Here is a 23,604-nt window from a genome sequence, read left to right as displayed (position 1 = left end):
CGCGTGGAGGCCGCTGCAGCGGGGACGCCCAGATTGCAAAGTTCCAGACAGCGCGCCGCTTTTTGATATCATTCACTGTATATATATACAGTTGGCTGGCAAGCTGGCCGATTCCGCTCCGTGGTGACAGATGCTCCCTGACGCTTTCCTCGACGACCATCCAGAGGGGTCTCCGCAAACAGGAACCCGCGAGGACGACCCCACGGCGGCCACCGCGCTCCCATCTTCCGCTCCGTTCAAGCTGTATTACCTGCTGAATTTCGAACGCGCGCTGGCCTGGCTCGGCGAGCGCTACGACGATATTTTCGGTCCCGACGAACGGGCTTTTCTCCAGCAATTCAGCGGCCTGCCGCAAGCCTCACGCGCCTTGCTGGTGCGCATGCTGATGCGCAAGGGCACGCTGTTTCGCGCGAGCCGTCTGTCGTACGAGGAGATTGGCTGCCCGTTGCAGGCCGCCGCGCCGCTCGTCGCGCTGGGCTGGCTCGATGCCGAACCCGCCCTCAGTCTCGACGAACTGTTCGCCCTCACCACGCGGCCCGAACTGCTGCAGATTTTCGCGCACGCACCGCTCAACAAAAGCAGCCGCAAAGCGGAATTGCTCGATACCTTGCGCGCGACTCATGTGGAGGCACGTGCGTTGACGGCCTGGCATCCGAGCACCAACGACCAGGTGTTTCGCGTCGACATTGCAGCGCTTTGCGAGCGCTTGCGTCTGATGTTTTTCGGCAATCTGCAACAGGACTGGTCGGAGTTCGTGCTGGCCGATCTCGGTGTGTTCCAGTACGAAACGGTGGCGTTCGCGCCGTCGTCGCGCGCCTTCCAGCAGCGCGAGGACGTCGACGTCTACCTCGCGCTGCACGCGTGCCGTGAGACGCTCGAAACAGCCGTTGACGCAGAAGAGGTGAGCGCGCTCGTCGCGGCGGTTGACGCCATCAATACGCTCGACAGAAACAACCCCTGGCTCGACACGCGGCGCGCGAAATTGCTGTTTCGCGTCGGCCAGCATTGCGAGCGCCGCCAGGACTGGCAGGCGGCGCTGTCGGTGTATGCACGTTGTGCATGGCCCGGTGCGCGGCACCGGCGCATACGCGTGCTGGAGCGCAGCGGCGAACTGGATGCGGCTTATACGCTTGCCATGGCGGCCGCCGAAACGCCGGAAAGCGAAGAGGAACGGCAGCGTGTCGCGCGCATGCTGCCACGCTTGCGGCGTCACCTCGGGCACCCAGTGACGCGTGTTGCGCGCACGCGCACCATCGAACGCAGCGCGCTCGTCTTGGCGCGGCCGAGCGAACCGTTCGCCGTCGAATATGCGGCGCGCGATCATCTGCATTCCGCGCAGGCGCCGGTTCATTACGTCGAGAACGCACTGATCAATTCACTGTTTGGTCTGCTGTGCTGGGAAGCGATTTTTACGGCAATTCCGGGGGCTTTCTTTCACCCGTTCCAACGCGGACCCGCCGATCTGCACGCGCCTGATTTTCATCTGCGCCGCGCGCCGCAATTCGATGCGTGCTTCGCGCAACTCGAAAGCGGCCGCTATCGCGAGACCATTCTTCGTCACCTTGCGGTCAAGGCAGGCGTGCAATCGCCGTTCGTGTTCTGGGGCGCGCTGACGCCCGAACTGGTCGGGCAGTCGCTCGCCTGTTTGCCCGCTGCGCATCTGCGTTTGTGGTTTGAACGGCTGCTGCGCGATATCCGTAGCAACCGTTCGGGACTGCCCGATCTGGTGCGCTTCTGGCCAGCCGAAGCGCGCTACGAATTGATCGAAGTAAAGGGACCGGGCGACCGTCTGCAGGACAACCAGATCCGCTGGCTCGAATACTGTGTGGAGCACGGCATGCCGGTGCGTGTCCTCGATGTGCGCTGGGCCGACGACGCGCTCGCGTGCGGCGCCGGGGTGGCCGCATGACTTACGTGGTGGCAGTGCGCGCGCTGTGCGAATTCACGGCCCGGCGCGGCGATCTCGATCTGCGCTTCACGCCGGCACCCACCGCGCTGGAAGGCATCGCGGGACACGCCACCGTGGCCGCACGGCGTGCGGCCGGCTACGAATCGGAGATCACGCTCACCGGCACGCATCGCAGCCTCACTGTGCGGGGCCGGGCCGATGGCTACGACAGCGCGCTCAATCGGCTGGAAGAGGTCAAGACCTACCGCGGCGATCTCGACGCCATGCCCGCCAATCATCGCGCCTTGCACTGGGCTCAGGCATTGGTGTACGGACACCTGCTGTGTCAAACGCGCGGGCTTGCGGAATTGCACGTCGCGCTGGTGTATTTCGACATCGGCAGTCAAAGGGAAACACTGCTCACGCAACTGCATGGCGCGGCCTCGTTGCAGGCGTTTTTTATCGAGCAGTGCGAACGATTCATCGACTGGGCCGTACAGGAGGAAGCGCACAGGGTCGCGCGCAATGCCGCGCTGGCGACGCTGGCGTTTCCGTATGACGCATTTCGTAGCGGTCAGCGCGAACTGGCGGTCGCGGTCTATCGCGCGGCGCGTGATGGCCGGGCGCTGATGGCGCAGGCGCCTACTGGCATCGGCAAGACGCTCGCGACGATCTTTCCATTGCTGAAAGCGTGTGCGGAAGACCGGATCGAACGGGTGTTCTTTCTGACCGCCAAGACGCCGGGTCGCGCATTGGCACTCGACGCGATCGAGAGCCTCCATGCCAGCGCTACGGGCAACGATACGCCGCTGCCGTTGCGCACGCTCGAACTCGTGGCGCGCGACAAAGCCTGTGAGCATCCCGACAAGGCGTGCCACGGCGAGTCGTGTCCGCTCGCACGCGGCTTTTACGACCGGCTGGATGCGGCACGCAGTACGGCGCTGCGCGAGCGCCGTCTCGACCGGGGCAATGTGCGCACTGCGGCGCTTGCGCACGAGGTTTGTCCGTACTATCTCGCGCAGGAACTGGTGCGCTGGAGCGACGTCGTGGTGGGCGACTACAACTACTACTACGACAGCAGCGCCATGCTGTACGCGCTCACGCAGATGAACCAGTGGCGCGTGGGCGTGCTGGTCGACGAAGCGCACAATCTGCTGGACCGTGCGCGGCGCATGTACACCGCGTCACTTGATCAGGACACCTTTAGAATTGCGCGCAAGCAGGCACCTGCGGCATTGCGCAAGCCGCTCGATCGTTTGAACCGGGAGTGGAACGCGCTGAATCGCGCGCAGACCGATGCTTATACGGTGCACGCCGAGGTGCCGCCGCGTTTGCTCAGCGCGGCCCAGAATCTGATTGGTGCGGTGACGGATCAACTCGCGGAAGCGCCGCTCTCCATCGATGAAACGCAACTGCGCTTCTACTTCGACGCGATGCATTTCGTGGCGCTCGCCGAGCAGTTCGGCGAACATTCTGTGTTCGATACCACCCTGGTTGCGGGACGTGCTGCGGCCCGGTCCGCGTCGCGGCTGTGCGTGCGCAACGTGATCCCCGCGCCGTTTCTTGCGCCGCGCTATGCCGCCGCGCACACCACGGTGATGTTTTCCGGCACGCTGAGTCCGCAGCATTTTTACCGCGACACCTTGGGCTTGCCGGAGCACACCGGCTGGCTCGACGTGGAAGGACCGTTTCGCGCGGAGCAGCTTCAGGTGCATGTGGCGAAGCATGTCTCGACGCGCTGGCGCGATCGCGACCGCTCGTTGATGCCGATCGTCGAACTGATCGCGCAGCAATACACGGCGCGGCCCGGCAATTATCTGGGCTTTCTCAGCAGCTTCGACTACCTGCAACGCGTGGTCGCGCTGCTGCGTGAGCGTCATCCCGACATGCCCGTGTGGGCGCAGGAACAAGGCATGGACGAGGCTGCGCGCGAGGCGTTCCTCGCGCGCTTTCGAAGCCTCGGACGCGGGGTAGGTTTTGCGGTGCTGGGTGGGGCCTTTTCGGAAGGCATCGACCTGGTTGGCGAGCGGCTGATCGGCGCGTTCATTGCCACGCTCGGTCTGCCGCAAGTGAACGATGTGAACGAACAGATGCGCCGCACGATGGAAGCGAAATTCGGCAGCGGCTATGACTACATGTATCTATACCCCGGACTGCAAAAGGTCGTGCAGGCAGCGGGCAGGGTGATTCGCACCGAGCAGGACGTGGGCGTCGTGCATCTGATCGACGATCGCTACCGGCGGCCGGAAGTTCGCCGGCTGCTGCCGCGCTGGTGGCAAGTGCCCTAGTGTTTCAGGTCTGCAACGCTATTTGCGGGGGCCGTCTGCCTGGAAGCGGCGCACTGTGTATGAGCCGGGGGCGAGTGGTCAGACATCGCAGGCTTTATGTCAGCTAGCGGGCAGGTAATGTCCCACTTCGTGGGCAATCGCGAACGCCGCGAGTCGCATGTGCCATTCGCCTTGCGCCAAATGTTGCGCCAAATGTTGCGCGAAAAGCGGTGCAACAGTCTGCCCGAAAGCAGACCGTCGCACTCGCTGGATCATTTCGCAGCGGGCTTGGTGGCGTCCGCTTCCGGCACGGGCGGTTTCTGCACCACCGGGTCCGCAGGTGAAGCAGTACCGGCAGGCGGTTGCGCATCTTCGCCAGGCGTGGGAGGTGTGGAAGGCGCGGATGGTGCGGATGGTGCGTCAGATGGAAGGGGCGTACCGCCCATGTCGCCATGCACCAGCACCGTCCGTTGCGGATTCGCGATCGCAATGCCGCGCTCCTGGAACAGTTGCGCCACGCGCCGGTTGAATTCGCGCTGCACGCCCCAGCGGCCGCTGTCCCGGCATTGAATCTGCCCGGTCAGCGTGATGGTTGCGCCGTCTACCGAATCGACGCCCCAGAAGGCGAAGTCGGAGAGGATGCCGTCCTTGAACTGCGGATCGTCGCGCAGCGCCGCGCCGATTTCCTTGAGCGTGGCTGTCGCGCGCTCCACATCCTCGCCGTAGGTAATGCTGACCTTCACCGCCGCGTTGCCCAGACCCCGGTTGGTGTTGTTGACCGTCGACACCGAACTGAACGGCACCGTGTAGAGCGAGCCATCGCCGCCGCGCAACCGCACCGTGCGGATCGACAGATACTCGACCGTACCCGAGACACCCGCCAGCGTGACCCAGTCGCCCACCTGCATGGCGTTTTCCATCAGCAGGAAAATGCCGGTGATGAAATCCTGCACCAGCTTTTGCGAGCCGAAACCGAGTGCCACGCCAAAGATACTGGCGCCCGCCAGCAGCGGGCCGATATTCACGCCGAGTTCGCTCAGGCCGGTCAGCACGACGATCAGCGCAATCGAAACAAACAGCGCGCTGCGCAGCATGGGCAACAAGGTGCGCAGCCGCGCGGCGCGCACCAGGTCGCCGGCGGTGGTCCAGTTGTGCAGGCGCTGCTCGACCATCACGTTGACCGCCTCCCAGACGAACAAGGCGATCACCGCGGCGACCGCGATCGTGACGAGCGCGGACGCGAGTCGGTGGCCGATGCTGCCGTCCTCGAACAGCAAGGCCGCATTGACTCCCCACACCTGGAGCAGCGCCAGCGCCGTCGAGATGCCGATCACCCACGAAACGGTACGGCGCAACAGCGGGTAATAGCGGTACGCATGTTGATGCACCAGCGAGTTGCTGGTTTCGCCGTCGCGAACCTCGAAGATGCGCGCAAGGGCGCCGAAGATCACGATCGAGACGAGCCGCGCGGCCACCAGAATCGCAATCGAAATGCCGCCCAGATGCACGAGCGTGTGATAGCCATTGCGCACGTCGAGCGCCCATACGAACCACAGCGCCATCACGATGAACACGCTGATGCCCGCCCACGAATCGGCGACCGCGCTGCCGAACATCGCCAGCGAATCGTTCGCGGCAAAACGTCTGCGAATCAGCGCGCCGATCGGCACGCGGCACTGCAGGATCAGCAGGGCGATCAGCAGATGCGCAGCCAGCGCGACCACTTTCATCAAGGCGAGGTGCGCCTCTTCGTTCAGACCCAGCGCCACTGCGATTTCCGCGAACGCCGAACCGGCGCCGACCACGCTGACAATCATCACGACCCAGCGCTGCGTGAACGCGGACCACGCATCATCCATCTGTAACAGACGCAGTCGCGGGGCGTCCGGCTGCATGAAGAAGCCACTGACGATCACGATGACGCGGCTCAGCACATAAATGTCGATGATCGAATCGAGCGCCCGATCCTGCGGCGTGCCTTCGTCACTGAGCACCGACATCAACAGACTGGCCGTGCCCACGAACACGGCGAGCGGTACGAACTGGGCGAGCATGCGCAGACAGGCGCGCGGCAGACGGCGCAGCAGGGACCAGTGACGTGCCGCGTACCAGCGGCCCTTTGCTTCTTTTTTGACGGGTGCGCCCGGCGCGGTCTTCACGCCGGGGGCCGGCGCGGCGGCTGCCGCTGGGGGTGTCGAACGGACCGTGGCGGCGGCGCTCGCTTTCGCTGCATTGGCCGCGGCTTCGGCCTCGGCCGCGTCCGGAATATCGAACGGGCCATCGGGCGGCGGTGTGGCGGATTCGACCACCGGCGCGCCATCGGCGGGTGGCGCCGCGGCGGCTTGCGACGCCGGGGCGCCGGCGGCTGCCGCGCCCGGCGGTGCGACGGCTTGTGTTTCAGGCACCGACGGGTCGTTGAAGAACAGATCATACGGATCGATGACGTGACGCTCGCCCAGAGCAAGGATGGCCCGGCGCAGCAACCGGCGTGCGAGCCATTCGAGAGCGAGTGCGGGCAGCAGCGCACCCGCCAGCGCCAGCGCGATGCCGGCGAATTGCGCGCGATGCACCGGGTTGGTCATCAGGTCGCCCCACCAGGCGCGCACGGATGAAACATCGAGCAAGGCCACCGTCGAGCGGCTCAGATCGTTGGTCACCCGCACGGTGCCGCGCGCAACTTCGCGGGCGAGCTGGGAAGCGAGACCGTTGGACTCCAGCGCGGCCCGCACCACGCCGGCCGGGCCGCTAGCCGGAGCGGGCGTGGAAGCGGCAGAGGCGGAGGCAGCCGTGGCGGCCGAAGCAGCAGACGCGGCCACCGGTGTACTCAGCGCGCCTGCGGCGGCGATGGCGCGCAGGGTGTTCTGCACCTGGGTGCGGCGTTGCGGGTCGTTGAGCACCGCCAGTGCCTGGCTGGCCTGATCCGGTGTCAGGGTGACGGGAGAGACGGCGACCACCGCCTTGGCGGGTGGCGCGGCGAACGCTGATGCGGCGAACAGGAGCAGAAAGCAGGCAACGAGTAGTTTGCGCATAGAAATTGGGCAGGGCGGCAGCGGACATCGCATCCGGGCCGCGGTCGATCGGGACCAATTGACTGAATATATGACGACAGCAGGCCAGCGCAGCAAGTTCCGCACCGCGGTGCAGATGGCGGCGGCGTATCAAGCCACGCGCAGATTCGGCACTCAACCGGCGCGATGAACAGCACTGTCAGTCAATCGTAATTGCCGGGGTTTGGGGAGATTATGCACGCACGCTCAGGATGGCGACGCGCGGCGTCGCAGCGTGACGCTATCGACAGGGCTGCGATGGAGGGACGGGCGAGGGGGGAAGGACTTGCTAACGGGTGCCATCTGCAGACCATCTGCGGCACCCGTCATCGCGACAGCGACAATCTTTGCGGACGCGGACGCCGCTGGCAGATCAGCCTTCCTGGCCCGCCAGCAGACGCGGCTCGTCCACATGAACTGCGGTAGCGTCGTTCGCCGCGACCGCGGCCGCCGCCACGGCCGCGTGGGTTTCCTCGGTGTCTGGCGTCTGCTGCGCACCCTGCGCGCGTAGCAGGCGGACCGTGGCCGGCTCCGAACGTACGCCGACCGCGTTCATCAAGCGGTACAGCGTGGCGCGCGAAACGCCGAGTTCCTCGGCCGCGCTCGACAGATTGAATCCGTGCCGTTTCAGCGCGTCCTGCACGGCGCTGCGTTCCGCGTCCGCGCGAATTTCCGCGAGCGTGCGCGGCACGAAGGCCGGGTCGACCGGCAGGCTGAGATCGCGCGCCGTGATGAAACGACCCTCGGCCATCACGACCGCGCGCCGCACGCAATTGAACAGCTCACGCACGTTGCCGGGCCACGGGTAGTTGCACATCGCCGTGATCGCATCGGACGTGAAGCCGCGAATCTTGCGGGCATTGTCCTGCCTGAACATGCCGAGCGCGTACTGGGCGAGCAGCTTGATATCACCGCCGCGCTCGCGCAGCGGCGGTTCCTGGAGTTTGAGCACGCACAGGCGGTGATACAGGTCGGCGCGAAAACGGCCCGCTTCCACGGCCGCTTCCAGATCCACGTGCGTGGCCGAGATCACGCGCACGTCGACCTTGATCGGACCGCTGCCGCCCAGCCGTTCAATCGTGCCTTCCTGCAGGAAGCGCAACAGCACGGCCTGACACTCGATCGGCATGTCGCCGATTTCGTCGAGAAAGAGGGTGCCGCCATGTGCCGCTTCGATGCGGCCAATCTTGCGCTGCATGGCGCCGGTAAAGGCACCGCGTTCATGGCCGAATAGTTCGGACTGCAACAGAGTAGCCGGCACGGCCGCGCAATTGATGGCGACATGGGCGTGCCCGCCGCGCACCGAGCGTTCATGGATCGCCCGCGCCGTGAGTTCCTTGCCGGTGCCCGAGGCGCCCGCGATGAACACCGGCGCGTCCGTGTTGGCGCACTTTTCGATGCCGCGATACAACCTGAGCATGGCGTCGCACTGGCCGATCATTTCGTGCTTGCCGAGGCTCAGTTGAGGCGTGGCGCCGCTGCCGCGCAGCCCGGCGAGACCATGCGCATGGCCGAGCGCGAACAGCAGTCGCTCGTCGAGGCAGGGCATGGTGACGAAATCGAAGCAGTAGTCGAGGATGAAGCGACGCAGCGCCTCGTCCTCGGTTTGACCGGGGCTCACCTGGGCGATCCAGGTGGTCTGGTTGCGCTCCATGCACGACGCCAGCGAAAGCCGCTGCGGCGTCGTCCAGCGCGCGGGAATGTCGACCAGACCCACGGGTATCTCATGGCGTTCCAGCGCACGCTCCATCTCGGCAATCGAACCGGCGCGCTCCACCTGCCAGCCGGCCTGGCTGAGGAAGTCGGCAACGCGCTCGTCATGCGCGGACGAAAGGTACAGCGCAGTGCGCGGCGTCGCGCCCGACGTGCTATTCGTGTTCATGATGCCCCCGTCTGGTTCCGCGCGTAGGGCGTGCCGCCAGCGACGCGCCGCACGCGGAAGTCGCATCGAAACGGGCCGGTTCACAGCGAATCGGGTGAGCCCGCTTCAATGTCGGAGTCCGACGCAAACGTTCAACGCCGTTGATACTGGCGCGCTGCCGTTGTGGCGGACAATTGAGTGTGCGCGGTGCAAGGCCGCTGCAGATGACCGGTACGCTGAAGCGCGCACCGCGAGCGATGGTGCTTAACCATGTTTTGATACCCCCGTATCTTGACTGGCCTGCTGTCTTCTTTGACTTTTACGATGCGCTCTGAATGGCACATGAATGCCAACATAGAACAAAGCGATTCAAATTGCCATAAGAAAATATCCTTTCAGGATGACGAAAGGATCTCAGCGATACCAAACAGCACTGCGATGATGGCGCTAAACGGGCGGCAATAAATTCATGCCGGCCTCGTCAAGCCCACGTTTGTTCTTTTAGTGCGGACTGCCTGAATCATGGGCGCGAACAGAGGCTGGTCGGGGCCACTGGACGCAATCCCTGCATTATCGGCGGCGCTAAAAAAAACTTTAGGGTTGTTAAGGAAGTTTTTTTGGCCGTGTCGCAATGGCTGGCAAAGGCTTGTTTAGCGCCTGCTGAATGCCGTCTCAGACGTGCGACACATTTTCCACTTTCGTATTGGCTCGCCATTGCCATGCGGCAATAGCGGCTTATCGGGCGTGACTTATCGTAAAGCGAGCGCCGGTGCTCGCTCTGCGCCCGTTTTACCCCGTGGATAAGGGCACGCATTACGCGCATCTCAAGCGTGATTCACATCTTGCGCCCGAACAGAAAGCGTAACGATCACGCAACATTCCTTGCGCACAGGGCAGTAAAAAATGCGGCACCCCTCTCCGTGACCTCGTAAAAACAAGACTTTGCGCACGCATGGCATACACATTGCTCTAGAGCGACTCAAGAAAAGTCGTGCTCGCAAACAAGGACCGGTTGCGAAGGCGACGCAGAACTTCGACGGCGCTGCGGACATCTGTTCGCGGCGAACGCCGGGGAACAGCAGGACCGGATTGCACCATACCGTGAGCGGTACGAACGAATGAAGCACGGCTTCGCTCTTCCTGCCACATCGTTGTGATGCAACCGGGCCTGCTGAAATTCCGCCCAGCCAAGGCGGTCGACTTCCGTCCTTCCATAGGGGGAGAGGCGGATTCTTGAGTAGTTAAATTTCTCTTACGGGGGTTTTTATGAAGAGCATGATCCAACAATTCCTGCGCGACGAAGAAGGTGCAGCGGCTATTGAATACGCTTTGCTGGCAGGCCTGATCGGCGTCGGCATCATCACTGCATCGGCCGCACTCGGGACCGACATCTCGACGATTTTCACCAACATCGGCAACAAGCTGACGGGCATCGCCATTCCGGCCTGAGGCAACACACGAGAACGGTGCGCTCTGCCTCGCGTCCCAAGGGCGAGGCAGAGGGTCACCTTCGTTCGGTGCCGCAGGGTGTGCCGATTTCGAAAGCGGAGTCTGCGATGGACGGTATTCACTTCCCGGTTGGTCCGTGCGTGATTTTGCTGGTGGTCCTGGCTGCTGCATGGGATCTCCAGACCCGACGCATTCCGAACTGGCTGGTTGCAACTGCGCTGCTGGTTGCGCTACCCATGCAATGTGCGCTGCACGGCGTGCTCGGGGGCGTGCAGCTCTGGTTGTTCGGCTGCCTCGTTGGCGGTCTGATGTTTTTTCCAGGTTACCTGATGCGGATGGTCGGCGCCGGCGACGTCAAGTTGACGGCCGCAGTCGGCTCTTTCTGCGGTGCGCTTGCCGTGGTTCAGATCGCGGTGATCGCGTGTGTGATTGGCGGCATCTGGGCACTGATCACGTTGATTCGACGCCGGCATAGCCTTGCTGGTTCGAACTACGAATTGTCCATGTTGAGTGCGCGTCCCGCTGTCGCTCAAGTCGTCGCTCAAGCTGACGCTAACGTTGACATTCAGGTTGACACTCAAGCTGAGGTGGAGTCTGAAGTCGGGGCTGCTCCGTCAGCAGATTCACAGTACACCGAAGCAAAAAATGCACGAGCGATTGGCAGGCTGCCGTATGGCGCAGCCATCGCTCTGAGTACGGTGTGCGTGCTGCTGGCGGGCGCGTAAGGCGCAGGGCTGGCAGGCACGTAGCGCGCAGGAAGACCACGCGCTGTTGATGCAGTTGCAACGCACGATGGCATTAGCAGCGAAGCATTGTTTTCAGTCCCCACAGAGGGACGCGTTTAAGGCGGTGAGCTGTGCATCGACCAGTGCGCAGTGGCAGCAGAAAAGATAAAAGCGTTCAAACAAGAAAAGTTGGCCATAAACGGGGAAGTACGATGAACACTACGCCTCTACCGGGCGGGATTGCGTCCCGTGGTAGCAGTCCGTCTGCCGAAGAGAGCGGCGCGGCGAGCGTGCGCCGTGCGCCGCAGACAGTGAGCCAGACCGGGCTCGATCTGCGTTTCCTCGCTGAACTTACCGCGAAAGCCGCCGCCGTGGAGGGCAAGATCAGCGTCGCTCAGTTAACGGAGCGTCTCAAGCTGCCCATCACCGTACTCGACGAAATCACCGGCTTCATGATCCGCGAGCGCCAGCTCGAGATCACCCACCGTGGCGCCTCGGACTTCGACGTTCAGTATCAGCTCACCGAAGACGGCCGGATCCGCGCAATCGGGTATCTCGCGAAGTGCGCCTACATTGGTCCGGCGCCAGTCACGCTCGAGAACTACACGGAAACCATCGCGCGCCAGTCGGTGAACCTCGTGCGCATCTCGCGCTCGTTTGCACGCACGGCGCTGGCCGGGCTCACGATCAGCGATGCGTTGATCGACGAACTGGGCGGCGCGGTCAACTCGGGCCGTCCGGTGCTGCTGTATGGCCCGGCGGGCGGCGGCAAGACACATCTTGCCGAGAGCCTCGCGCGACTGCTGCCCGGCACGATCGACGTGCCTTACGCGCTTTTGATCGACCGCTCGATCGTCCAGGTATTCGATCCGTTGATCCACGTACCGGTGCCCACGCCGGTCGATAACTCATTGCTGGCCGTGGTCCCGGATCGCCGCTGGCAACGCTGCCGCCGTCCCGTGGTGATGGCGGGCGGCGAACTGACGCTCGACATGCTCGAGTTGCGTTACGACGCCAGCACCGGCTTTTATCAGGCGCCGGGGCACATGAAGGCCAATAACGGTCTCTACATCGTGGATGACCTCGGGCGGCAACGCGTCGCGCCGCAAGACCTGCTCAACCGCTGGATCGTGCCGCTCGGGCGTGGCACCGAGACCCTCACGCTGCAAAGCGGCGCGCGTTTTTCGCTGCCGTTCGACGTGCGCCTCGCGTTTTCCAGCAATCTGACGCCCGATCAGCTCGGCGATGAAGCCTTCCTGCGCCGGCTGGGCTGCAAGCTCTACGTGGGGCCGCTGAGCGAACAGGACTACCGCGTGCTGTATGACCGCTTCTGCAATGAGCTGGGCGTGCAGTCCGACGAAGAGGCCTTCGACTATCTGATCCAGCAGTTGCACCAGCCCTCACGGCGGCCGTTGCTCGCGTGCTACCCGCGCGATCTGCTCGGTCTGGTGGTGGCGCAGGCGAGCTATCGCGAACAGCAGCCGGTGGCCACGGCAAATAGCCTGCGGCAGGCGTGGAACAGTTACTTCGCGAACTCGGGCAACGCCGATCCCGTTGCAGAAGACCCGGTGCGCGCGGCCGAGCGGATCCGGCGTCTGGTGAGTGCCTGAAAAGTGCGCGTGAAAAGCGCACCTGAATAAACGGCCTGAAAAAGCGTTGACTTATCGGAAATGCCGTCCTCAGACGGATAAAAGCAGGAGAACGAAATGAACAGTTCGAGAGGCGTCGTCATGTTGCTGATTGCGACCGTAGCAGGGCTCGCAGCGGTGATGTTTGGATCGCGCTGGATGGTGTCCCAGTCTGCCGGAACCACGACCAAGGTGGTGGTGGCGACTTCCGACATCAATCTGGGTCAGCGCATTACACCGGACCTGTTGAAGGCCGTGGACTGGCCATCCACCAGCGTGCCGCCGGGCTCGTTCTCGGACGTACAGAAGATCGACGGCCGTGTGCTCAAGGAGAGCACGCTGCGCGGCGAGCCGGTGGTCGAGTCGCGGCTGTCGCCGGTTGGCACACTCGGTGGTCTGTCCGCGGTCATCAACGAAGGCAAGCGCGCCATCACGGTGCGCGTGAACGACGTGATCGGCGTGGCCGGTTTCGCGCTGCCGGGCAACTACGTGGACATCATCGTCAACACGCAGAAGGACGCCAACGCCACGCACGACCAGAACATCTCGAAGATCGTCCTCGAAAAGATCCTCGTGCTGGCCGTGGCCCAGGAGGTGGGCCGTGACGATACCAAACCGAAAGTCGTGGATGCCGTCACGCTGGAAGTGACGCCCGATCAGGCGGAGAAGATCGACCTGGCACGCAGCATCGGCACGCTCTCGCTCGTGTTGCGCAATCAGGTGGATCCGCAGGCCACCCTGACCGGCGGCGCGACCCGCGCGTCGCTGCTGAATGTCGTCGCGGCGGCGCCGGTGGCGGCTTCGGAGCCCGCGCCGGTGCATGTGGTGCAGCGGGTGGCGGCGCGCGCGCCGAGCAACTGCGTGCGGGTGATCAGCGGCAGTGAGACGACCAAAGAATGTTTCTGACCGGCGCGACCAGAGAGTCGCCCGAATACACATCGAATAAGCAGGACCGGCAGCACCTTAACGGGGGTAGGACATGAACGCGAAATCACGGCGCCTTGCGCGCCCGTCAGCTAGACAGGCAACGAGTGGACGATCGGGCGGAGCACGCGTCGCGCTGACGGTCATGTTGGGCGCGATCGGCGCATTCCTGTGGGTGTTGCCGTCGGCGCAGGCGGAAGGTGCCCGTGCGGCAAACACGGCGGTGGGCATGGTGTCGGGCACGGTGCCGGCGCAGACCTACGCATCGGCGGAACCCATCACCGTGGCCGGAACCGGCCCCATCCGTCTCACGATCGGTTCAGCGGAGAATGCGCCGGGCGCGCCTCAACCCGGCACGTCGGCAGGCATGTCGGCGCGCGGACCGAACTGCGCCGGACCGGTTGGCGAACACTCCACCGTCACGGTGCCGCTCGGCAAATCGACGATGGTCAATCTGCGCGAGCCGATTCGCGAGCGCACGGTCGGCAACCCGACGGTCGCCCAGGCAATGCTCGTATCGCCGCAGACACTCTATGTGGTCGGCGCGGAAATCGGCACGACCAATATGATCGTGCAGGGCAAGAGCGGCTCGTGCAGCGTGATCGACGTGATCGTCGGCGCGGATCCGGCCGGCCTGCAACAAACGCTCGCCGCACTGATGCCGGAAGAAACCGGCGTCGAGGTCAAGACGGCGGGCGACTCCCTCGTGCTGACCGGTACCGTATCGGATTCGGTGAAGGCACAGCGCGTGGTGGAACTGGCCGAAGCCTACACGCAACGCCCCGACGCGGCGGTCCCGCCGGCGCCCGGTTCGCGCCTCGCGGCTGCGCCCGTTGCGGTTGCGGCGGGGAACAAGGATGCGCGCATCATCAACATGATGCAGATCGCCGCGCCCCAGCAGGTGATGCTCGAAGTCAAGGTGGCCGAAGTCTCGAAGACCCTGATCGACCAGCTGGGCGCCCAGGCGAACCTGAACGGCAACATCGGTAGCTGGAGCTTTGGCCTGCTGGCGCAGTTTCTGTCCGGCGGCCTCGGCGCGGTGGGGGCATCGAAAGCGAACACGTTACCGCTGAATCTCGTGGTGGATGCGCAGAAGAGCGATCAACTGGTGAAGATTCTGGCCGAGCCGAACCTGATGGCCATTAGCGGCCAGGAAGCGAGCTTCCTCGCGGGCGGCAAGGTCTTCATTCCGGTGCCGCAGAGCAACGGCACAGCCGGCACGACCATCGTGCTGCAGGAAGAACAGTTCGGCGTGGGACTGACCTTTACGCCGACCGTGCTCGCCAACGGCCGTATCAACCTGAAAGTGGCGCCGGAAGTGTCCGAGCTTTCGCCGACAGGCGTCGCGGTTTCGACCGGGACTGTCGCCGGTACCGCGATCCTGCCGCTGATCACGACACGCCGCGCCTCCACCACGCTGCAGGTCTACGACGGCCAGAGCTTCGCGATTGGCGGCCTCCTGAAGAGCAACGTCACCGGCACGCTGAAAGCCCTGCCGGGGGTCGGCGAGTTGCCGGTACTGGGTGCATTGTTCCGCAGTACGAACTATGAATCCGACAAGACAGAACTCGTGTTCGTCGTCACCCCGCGTCTCGCCAAGCCGTTGCCGAAGACCTACCCGTTGCCGACCGACAGCTTCGCGAACGTCAACGAGGCCAACGTCTACGCCACCGGCAACATGGAAGGCACGAAGCCTGCCGCACCGGCCGTGCCTGCCTCGGGCAGCACCGCCATGCCCGGCTCGACCGCCGTGGTCGTGCCGCCGGCCTCGGGACTGCCGGTCATGGCACCCGCAGCAGCGCCCGATGCCGCGCCGCTGCCCACCCAGACCACCGTGCCGGGCACGCAGCCGGCGGTCAACGAGAGCGCACCGGGCGCCAAGCCGATTGCGCTCGACGAGCCCCGGGTGGACACCATACGCACGGCCCAGATCACGGTGACGCCGCTACCCGAACCGCCGCCTTTGCCTGGCTCGCGCTCAGGACCAGGCTCAGGACCAGGACCGGGACCAGCCAATGCGCCCGACGAGGTCAGTCACAGCGCCGCCGACCGGGTGCCGATCCTGGCGAGCAACACGCCCGAGCGCTCCGACGCAGTCGCATTGACCGGGGCTGCACATGCAAGACCCCGCTCCGACACCTTGCAATGATCCGAGTTTGCGGTCTGGATTCAAAGGAACCGAACATGAACACAAAAATGCTAGCCACGGCCCTTCGCCTCGCACTGTGCGTGGGCGCGTGCTCGATGCTGGGTGCGTGCCTGAGTTCGTCCCCCACGTGGGACAAAACCTTCGGCAGTGCCGTGACGCAGATCACCGTGATGCAGACCCTCAACCCGAATGCCTCGGATAACGACAATCCGGTCTCGGGCGTCGACGGACCCGCTGCGCAATCGGCCCAGGCCAACTACGACAAATCGTTCAAGACACCCACGCCGCCGGCGAACATGTTCACGATCGGCGTTAGCGCCGGTTCAGCCAGTAATTGAAAACTGGCGTCAGGTTGAGTAGAGAAGGAGACACACCATGATCGACATTCTTTTGCTTTCGTCCAGCGACGAGCGCGCCACTGCGATTGGCACGATGTTGGCCAACAGCAGCATCGGCCACAGCCTGCGCATCGAGGCGGGCTCCGCGAAGCAGCTTGCCCGCTTCAGCGCGCAGATCAAGAAGGCGGATCTTCTGATTGTCGAGGACGCGGAACTCGCAGTGGCCGATCTCGCGGCCATCGAGGAAGCGATCGTGCATACGCCTCTCTTGACCTGCATGCTGGTGACTGCGGCGCTTTCGACCGACATGTTGATGGCGGCGATGCGCGCGGGCGTGCGGCACGTGCTGTCCTGGCCCATCGACGTGCACGAATTCACGCGTGAGCTGGCGCACGTGGCCAGCAAGAAAAGCGCGAACGCACGGCGCGCCGGGCGCGTCATTTCGTTCGCGGCGGGCAAGGGTGGTTGCGGCACGACCCTGATCGCCACCAACGTGGCCTACACGCTTGCCGCTGAACGCGACAAGCGCGTGCTCTTCATCGACCTCACCCAGCACTTCGCCGATGCCAGCCTGCTGCTGAGCGAGAAGACACCGCCCGCTACCCTGAGCGACCTGTGCGCGCAGATCGACCGGCTCGACACGTCGCTGTTCGAGGCCTGCGTGACGCGCGTGCATCCGAACCTCGATGTGCTGGCCGGGGCAGGCGACCCCGTCAAGGCAGCGGATCTGCGCGCCTCGCACCTGCAGCGTCTCTTGACGCTGGTGCGCGACCAGTACGACGCGGTGGTGTTCGACATCGGCCAGAACGTCAACCCGCTGTCCATCCACGTGCTGGACCAGAGCGAGGCGATCTGCGTGGTGGCGCAGCAGACCATCCCGCATCTGCACACCACGCGGCGTCTGCTCGACATGCTCACGGAACTGGGTTATCCGGCGAGCCGCGCGCGGGTGCTCGTCAATCAGTACGACAAGCGCGCCCAGATCGGCCTCGACGCCGTTGAACAGGCATTGGGTGCCAAACCGTCGCACCTGTTGCCGACGGATGAGAAGAGCGCACGTCAGTCAGCGAATCAGGGCATGCCGTTGCTCGCCGTCGCAAAGTCCGGCGCGCTCACGAAGAACGTCGTCGCGCTGACGGAACTGCTCTGGCCGTATCCGGAAGTGGCGTCGAAGGGTGCGTTCAGCCGTCTGTTCGCGTCGAGAGCGCGCTCGGACAGCCAGCTCAAGCCGATTCACTGAAGCCGATTCACTTAAGCCATACCGGAGACCAGCATGTCACTGCGCGAACAACTTCTGATGCAAAGCGATCTGGCGGTCGCCGAAGCACCGGCGCCGAACCCGGTCGCTTCCGCGCTCGATGCCCGCGCCACGCGGCAGGCTTACCAGCAGCTCAAGATGAACATCCACCAGACGATCATCGAGCGCGTCGAACTGGACAAGCTGCAACGTCTGACGCCCGAGCAGGTCAAGCGCGAGCTGGCGCAACTCGTCGAACGGATCGTCGACGAAGACAAGCTGCCGATGAACGAAGCCGAACGCAAGCGGCTCGTGCAGGACGTGCAGGACGAAATGCTCGGCCTCGGCCCGCTGGAGCCGCTGCTGAACGATCCGACCGTGTCGGACATTCTCGTCAACACGTCGCAGCACGTGTATGTGGAGCGGCGCGGCAAGCTCGAACTCACCGACGTGACCTTCTATGACGACGCGCATCTGATGAAGGTGATCGAGCGCATCGTGTCGCGGGTGGGACGGCGCATCGACGAGTCGACCCCGATGGTCGATGCGCGTCTGCCCGACGGCTCGCGGGTGAACGCCATCATTCCGCCGTCGGCGATCGACGGACCGCTGGTGTCGATCCGGCGCTTCTCGGTGCACCCGCTCACCGTCAACGACATGCTCAACAACCAGAGCATGACCACGTCGATGGCGGAGTTGCTGGAGGCGTTGATCAAATCGAAGCTCAACGTGCTGATCTCCGGCGGCACGGGTAGCGGCAAGACCACCTTGCTGAACCTGCTGTCGGGCTTCATTCCGGAAGACGAGCGGGTCGTCACGATCGAAGATGCCGCGGAACTGCAGTTGCGCCAGGAGCACGTGCTGCGGCTGGAGACGCGCCCGCCCAACATCGAAGGCAAGGGCGAAATCTCGCAGCGCGCGCTGGTGCGCAACGCGCTGCGGATGCGCCCTGACCGTATCGTGCTCGGCGAAGTGCGCGGCGGTGAAGCGCTCGACATGCTGCACGCCATGAACACCGGCCACGAAGGCTCGATGGCCACCTTGCACGCCAACACCCCGCGCGATGCCCTGGCGCGTCTCGAGAACATGGTGGCGATGGCCGGCCTGACGATGCCGGTCAAGGCGATGCGCCAGCAGATCGCCTCGGCGATTTCCGTGGTCGTGCAGGCGTCCCGCCTGACCGACGGCCGCCGCAAGCTGATGAGCATTCAGGAAATCACCGGCATGGAAGGCGAGGTCATCAACATGCAGGAGATCTTCACGTTCAAGCGGACCGGCGTCGATCAGGACGGACGCGTGCGCGGATATTTCTGTGCGACCGGCGTGCGTCCGAAGTTCTGCGACCGTCTGTCGGCGTTCGGCATCGTGCTGCCCGACAACATGTTCGATCCGTCGCGGCGCTTCGAAGTATGAGTCGCACGGGACACAGGAAGGAGGCAGCATGAACACCACGTTTCTCGGCTTCGCCGTACTCATTTTCGTCGCCACCGTACTGCTGATCGAAGGCCTCTACCTGTACTGGAACGGGCGTCATGGTGCGGCGGTCACGCGCGTCAAGGCACGCGTCGGCGCACTGCGCGTCGGCAACCGCGTGAACGGCGAGCCGCTCTCGATCATGAAGGATCGCTCGGCAAACGGCTCGGCGCTCGCGGGACGCCTGCTCAATGCCGTGCCGCGCATCGAGATGCTCGAAGCCATGCTGCGCCAGTCGGGCCTGAGCTGGTCGCTCGGGCGTCTGGTCGGCTACATGGGCGTATTCGCGGGGGTGGGTGCAATGGTGGGGCTGGTCATGCATCTGCCGTTTCCCTTCCTGCTCGGACTCGCGGCCCTGTGCGGAACGTTGCCGCTGCTTCATGTGCGGGGCAAGCGCAGCAAGCGGATTGCGGTTCTCGAGCGGCAGCTGCCGGACGCCGCAGACCTCGTGGGCCGCGCCATGCTGGCGGGGCACTCGTTTCCCAGCGCGCTCGGCATGGTGGGCGAAGAGATGCCGCAGCCGCTCGGTGGCGAGTTCAAGATCGCCTTCGATGAGATCAACTTCGGTGTGTCGATGAACGACGCCCTGCTGAACATGGTCAAGCGCGTGCCGGTGGACGACCTGCGCTACTTCGTGATCGCCGTGCTGATCCAGCGCGATGCGGGCGGCAATCTGGCGGAGATTCTCGGCAACATCAGCACCATCATTCGCGAGCGTCTGAAACTGCTCGGCAAGGTGCGCGTGCTGTCAGCGGAAGGGCGGTTATCCGCGTGGATTCTGTGTCTGCTGCCGTTCGTGCTGACCGCTGTGATCTGGTTCCTCAACCCGGCGCTGATGCGCATTTTCTGGACCGACCCCACCGGCATGAAGGTGGCGGGCGCCGCGCTGCTATGCATGCTGTTCGGGATTATCTGGACCCGCAAGCTGGTGCAGATCCGCGTATGAACACCATAGTCCTTCAACCCTTCGACGAGGGCGGGGCAACCCGGCAATCATGAAGATCGAACAGATCGTGATGTTGGCAGTGCTGTTTTTCCTCGTGTTCGGCGCCGTGCTGAAAGCGATGAGCATGATGCGGCCCGACACGCTCAAGCGGCGCATCGGCCAGATCGGACCGGCATCCGCGGCAGGCGGCATTCCGGGCAATGGCGGCAATGCCGCACCGGACGACGGCAAGTGGGCGGAGACGATTGCGCGTGTGTCGTCGCGGGTAGCGAAATACTCGGCGCCGAGCGAGGACTGGAACACCTCGCCGCTGCGCGTGCGTTTCATGAACGCGGGGCTGCGCAGCGAGTCGGCCTCGGCCATGTACTTCACGGCGAAGACCCTGCTGGCGCTCGCGCTTCCGCTCGTCGCCATGCTTGCCCTGAGCGGCAGTCTGCACGACATGTCGCGCCTGTATCTGCTGTTCGCGCTGCTGGGTGCGTCGGCGGCCGGGTTCTATCTGCCCAACGGCGTGCTCGCACGTCTGATCGAAAGGCGTCAGCGCAAGCTCTTCGAAGACTTGCCCGATGCGGTCGACCTGATGACGGTGTGTGTGGAAGCGGGTCTCGGCTTCGACGCGGCACTTGCGCGGGTCACGGAGGAAATCGGCATGAAGAGCAAGGCGCTGCGCGACGAACTGGAACTGGTGCTGCTCGAATTGCGCGCCGGTTCGGGCCGCGACAAGGCGTTGCGCAATCTCTCGCTCAGAACGGGAGTCGAGGACATCGACACGCTCGCCACGATGCTGATTCAGGCAGACCGTTTTGGCACGAGCGTGGGCGATTCGCTGCGTGTCTACACGGACAATCTGCGCACGAAGCGCCGCCTGCGTGCCGAAGAGGCGGCGGCAAAGATCGCGGTGAAGCTGCTGTTCCCGCTGATTTTCTTCATCTTCCCCGCGCTCATTTTCGTGCTGCTCGGTCCGTGTTTCATCCAGGCCAGCAAAACGCTGATGCCGGCGATGTCCCAGATGGCCCAATAAAAAATGGTCGGCCTTGCCTGCTGGTCGGGACAGCATGGCAAGCCCTCAGGTGATGCAAGGAGTAGGGGTTATGACGTTACGGCTCTCAAAGCGGGCAGACCGGCGGCAGCGCGGCGTGAGCACGATCGAATTCGCACTGATCGCCCCGGTGCTGTTTTTGCTGTTGTTCATCGCAGTGGACCTCGGGCTGCTGCTGTGGGTGAACCTGACCATGCAGTATGCGGTGCGCGAAGGCGCGCGTTACGCCGTGACGGGCCAGAGCAATCTCGATCCGAATTCGTCGAGCCAGCAGCGCTACCTCGCGGTGATTCAGGAGATCAAGGATAGCTCGATGGGCCTCTACAACATCGTCAATCCGAGCTACGTCATCACGATCAACGGCACCACGCAGAGCTACGCGAACCAGAGCAGCTACAACGGCAACATGTTCGGCAACCCGGACGACATCGTCGTGCTGCAGCTCAATTGCACCTGGCCGCTGCTTACGCCGCTGGTGCAGCCGTTCTTCCCGGGGGGATCGTACGCGTTCAGCGTGGCCGCAACGATGCGCAACGAGGACTTCTGACATGAAAGCCAAATCGTCGCTGAAAGGTCGGCGCGCATGGCGGGGCGCCGTCAGCGTGGAGATGGCGCTGTTGTTGCCGATGCTGGTCGCCGTTGCGCTGCCGGTCTACGACTTCGCGCGCAATATCCAGGCGCAGATGATCCTGACCAACATCAGCCGCGAAGGGGCGAATCTGTCGTCGCGTGCGTCGTTGACGTATCCGATGCAGACCATCATGTCTTCGCTGGCCGCCACGACGCCGCCGCTCGATATGGCCGCAAACGGCATGATCTATATCACCGAGGTGATTGGCAACAACAACTGCGATGCGAACGGCAACAACTGCACGGGGGTCGTGCTCGCGCAATACCGCTGGACCGGCGGCAACTACTATCCCGCGAGCCAGATCTGGAATTGCGGCAACAACAACACCTCGTGGGCCACGGACGGCACGGGCAGTTGTAGCGGTCTGCCCTCGCCGGGCAATACCTCGCCGGTGGTGAACCTGTTGCAGGGCCAGCTCTATCAGGGCGAGATTGCGTATGTGGTCGAGTCGTTTTACCTCGAAACGCCGTTGGTGGGTGCGCTCAATCTGGGCTTCGGCATTTCGACGCCCGCCTTGTCGCCGAACCTGTACGCGATGACTGTTTTCTGATTTCCGCACCATGATCGGGTAATGCGATGAAAATAATAACCAGACGGAAACATCAACGGGGCGCGGTCAGCATCCTCGTAGCGATTTTGCTGTTCGTATTGATCGGCGTTCTGGGGCTCGCGCTCGATTCGGGCCTCGGCTACATGACCCGCGCGAAGCTCGATGCCGCGCTCGACGGTGCGGCGATTGCGGCGGGTGAGGCCGTCTCGCGGGGCGCGAACCAGTCCGAGCAGATTGCCAATGCACAGCAGGCCGCGGTTGCGTACTTCGGGGCGAATTATCCGGTGGGCTATCTGGGTTCGACAGCGACGCTGCAAACGCCGTCCATCGTCTTCGATCAGACCGGCACGGTGACGATCAACGTTGCTGCGCAGGCGCAGGTGCCGGTGACGTTCATGCAGACCTACGGCTTCAGCCTGCTGAACGTTGCCGCGAGTTCGGTCGCGACGCGCAAGGACCTGGACATGGTGTTCGTGATCGACACGACCGGGTCGATGAATACTACGTGGAACGGCACCAGCGTGCCGGCGGCGGTGCGCGCCAATGCCATCAGCTTCCTGAACAATTTCAACGTCACCCAGGACCGCGTCGCGCTCATGCACTTCGCGTACGGCACGCAGGTCGATCAGCCGTTTAACGGCAACACGCGCGGTTTCAATCTGGCGGCGATGACCTCGGCTATCAGCGGCTACAATTTCAAGGACAGCACGAACTCGTCCGAGGCGATCTTCAACGCGCTGTATCAACTGGACGTGGTCGTCACGCAACCGTCGAGCCAGCGCGTCATTGTTTTCTTCTCCGACGGTGCGCCCAATAGTTTCGCCTCGGTGTTCCCGACCACTTCTGCGTATACCGCGGCCTGCAAACAGCAGGACGGGACGATCGCCACCGCCGACTCGAACAGCACGCCTGCCGGTCTGTACGCGGACAATATTCAATCGCAGCAGCTCAACGGTACCCAGCCTTCGCAGCAGCAACCTGCGCCCAACTGCTATTCGAGCCGGGCGTCGAACGTGGTCGCCTCGCTGCCGGCTGCATATAACGCTCACCCCGCTTCCGGTGTGCCGGGCACGTTCCCCATCATCACCAATACGCCGCGTCCTGTGACAAGCACGGTGAACTTCGTGAACGTCAACAATGCGTCGCGCAACCTGCTCGAAGAGATGGCCGCGGAGGCGCGCGCGGAAGGCATCTTTGTGTTCACGCTGGGATATGGGCCGGAACTGGTGGAGCCTGAAGGCGCGAACGGCGAACTCGGTGAAGACGTTCTCAAATGCATGGCCAACACGCCGGACTCGCTGGCACGCTGCTATACGCCGAGCCAGCCGGTGGGCGTGTTCTGTTATGCGGCGACGCCGGCGGATCTCGGACCCTGCTACGAGCAACTCGCGTCGCAGATTCTGCGCATTACGAAGTGAGCACGGCTCGCACGAAGCCATAAAACGAAAGCAA

At 63.8% G+C, this 23,604-nt stretch carries 17 protein-coding genes; 15 read left to right on the top strand and 2 right to left on the bottom strand.

Annotated elements, in window-relative coordinates:
- Positions 1–130 precede the first annotated feature (130 nt).
- Both D0B32_RS26360 and D0B32_RS26355 read left to right on the top strand, forming a co-directional pair.
- Positions 131–1,909: a VRR-NUC domain-containing protein gene (locus tag D0B32_RS26360; protein WP_117337263.1), complete on the top strand. Its 1,779-nt coding sequence runs from the start codon at positions 131–133 to the stop codon at positions 1,907–1,909.
- The gene (locus D0B32_RS26355; protein WP_117337262.1) at positions 1,906–4,176 is read left to right on the top strand and encodes an ATP-dependent DNA helicase; all 2,271 of its coding nucleotides are present in this window, start codon (positions 1,906–1,908) and stop codon (positions 4,174–4,176) included. The genes D0B32_RS26360 and D0B32_RS26355 overlap by 4 nt, the downstream gene beginning before the upstream one ends.
- Before the next feature lie 251 nt (positions 4,177–4,427).
- Here the strand turns inward: D0B32_RS26355 and D0B32_RS26350 are convergent, their stop codons facing one another.
- Together D0B32_RS26350 and D0B32_RS26345 are read right to left on the bottom strand one after the other, a co-directional pair.
- Positions 4,428–7,184 carry a mechanosensitive ion channel family protein gene (locus tag D0B32_RS26350; RefSeq protein WP_117337261.1) on the bottom strand — a complete coding sequence of 919 codons (2,757 nt, stop codon included), beginning with the start codon at positions 7,182–7,184 and terminating at the stop codon, positions 4,428–4,430.
- Positions 7,185–7,575: 391 nt separating this feature from the next.
- A complete protein-coding gene (locus D0B32_RS26345) occupies positions 7,576–9,084 on the bottom strand; it encodes a sigma-54 dependent transcriptional regulator (protein WP_117337260.1) in 1,509 nt (502 codons plus the stop codon).
- Between the two features lie 1,245 nt (positions 9,085–10,329).
- Here D0B32_RS26345 and D0B32_RS26340 point away from each other — a divergent pair.
- The 13 genes from D0B32_RS26340 (at position 10,330) to D0B32_RS26280 (ending at position 23,570) form a co-directional block, all read left to right on the top strand.
- A complete protein-coding gene (locus D0B32_RS26340) occupies positions 10,330–10,512 on the top strand; it encodes a Flp family type IVb pilin (protein WP_117337259.1) in 183 nt (60 codons plus the stop codon).
- A 140-nt stretch (positions 10,513–10,652) separates the two neighbouring features.
- Positions 10,653–11,237, top strand: coding sequence for a prepilin peptidase (locus D0B32_RS26335; protein WP_259295159.1), 585 nt, complete (start codon positions 10,653–10,655; stop codon positions 11,235–11,237).
- A 212-nt stretch (positions 11,238–11,449) separates the two neighbouring features.
- Positions 11,450–12,847: an ATP-binding protein gene (locus D0B32_RS26330; RefSeq protein WP_181969911.1), complete on the top strand. Its 1,398-nt coding sequence runs from the start codon at positions 11,450–11,452 to the stop codon at positions 12,845–12,847.
- Between the two features lie 96 nt (positions 12,848–12,943).
- A complete protein-coding gene (gene cpaB / locus D0B32_RS26325; protein WP_117337258.1) occupies positions 12,944–13,771 on the top strand; it encodes a Flp pilus assembly protein CpaB in 828 nt (275 codons plus the stop codon).
- A 73-nt stretch (positions 13,772–13,844) separates the two neighbouring features.
- On the top strand, positions 13,845–15,938 hold the full coding sequence (locus tag D0B32_RS26320; protein WP_117337257.1) for a type II and III secretion system protein family protein: 2,094 nt from the start codon (positions 13,845–13,847) through the stop codon (positions 15,936–15,938).
- Positions 15,939–15,973: 35 nt separating this feature from the next.
- Positions 15,974–16,276: a hypothetical protein gene (locus D0B32_RS26315; protein ID WP_117337256.1), complete on the top strand. Its 303-nt coding sequence runs from the start codon at positions 15,974–15,976 to the stop codon at positions 16,274–16,276.
- Positions 16,277–16,313: 37 nt separating this feature from the next.
- Complete coding sequence (locus D0B32_RS26310; protein ID WP_117337255.1) at positions 16,314–17,516, top strand: AAA family ATPase; 1,203 nt, start codon at positions 16,314–16,316, stop codon at positions 17,514–17,516.
- A 33-nt stretch (positions 17,517–17,549) separates the two neighbouring features.
- Positions 17,550–18,926 (top strand): CpaF family protein, encoded by a 1,377-nt coding sequence (locus tag D0B32_RS26305; protein WP_117337254.1) that lies wholly within the window; start codon positions 17,550–17,552, stop codon positions 18,924–18,926.
- 28 nt (positions 18,927–18,954) lie between these two features.
- Complete coding sequence (locus tag D0B32_RS26300; RefSeq protein ID WP_117337253.1) at positions 18,955–19,932, top strand: type II secretion system F family protein; 978 nt, start codon at positions 18,955–18,957, stop codon at positions 19,930–19,932.
- Between the two features lie 49 nt (positions 19,933–19,981).
- Positions 19,982–20,953 (top strand): type II secretion system F family protein, encoded by a 972-nt coding sequence (locus D0B32_RS26295; protein ID WP_117337252.1) that lies wholly within the window; start codon positions 19,982–19,984, stop codon positions 20,951–20,953.
- A gap of 115 nt (positions 20,954–21,068) precedes the next feature.
- A complete protein-coding gene (locus D0B32_RS26290) occupies positions 21,069–21,518 on the top strand; it encodes a TadE/TadG family type IV pilus assembly protein (protein ID WP_259295158.1) in 450 nt (149 codons plus the stop codon).
- A 1-nt stretch (position 21,519) separates the two neighbouring features.
- A complete protein-coding gene (locus D0B32_RS26285) occupies positions 21,520–22,152 on the top strand; it encodes a TadE/TadG family type IV pilus assembly protein (RefSeq protein WP_117337250.1) in 633 nt (210 codons plus the stop codon).
- 26 nt (positions 22,153–22,178) lie between these two features.
- The gene (locus D0B32_RS26280) at positions 22,179–23,570 is read left to right on the top strand and encodes a VWA domain-containing protein (RefSeq protein ID WP_117337249.1); all 1,392 of its coding nucleotides are present in this window, start codon (positions 22,179–22,181) and stop codon (positions 23,568–23,570) included.
- Positions 23,571–23,604 lie beyond the last annotated feature (34 nt).

This window comes from Paraburkholderia sp. DHOC27 (assembly GCF_003429005.1).
In the GTDB taxonomy this organism is placed as follows: Bacteria; Pseudomonadota; Gammaproteobacteria; order Burkholderiales; family Burkholderiaceae; genus Paraburkholderia.
The sequence above is the reverse complement of the archived record's forward strand: the minus strand, read 5'-3'. Positions and strand labels throughout refer to the sequence as shown.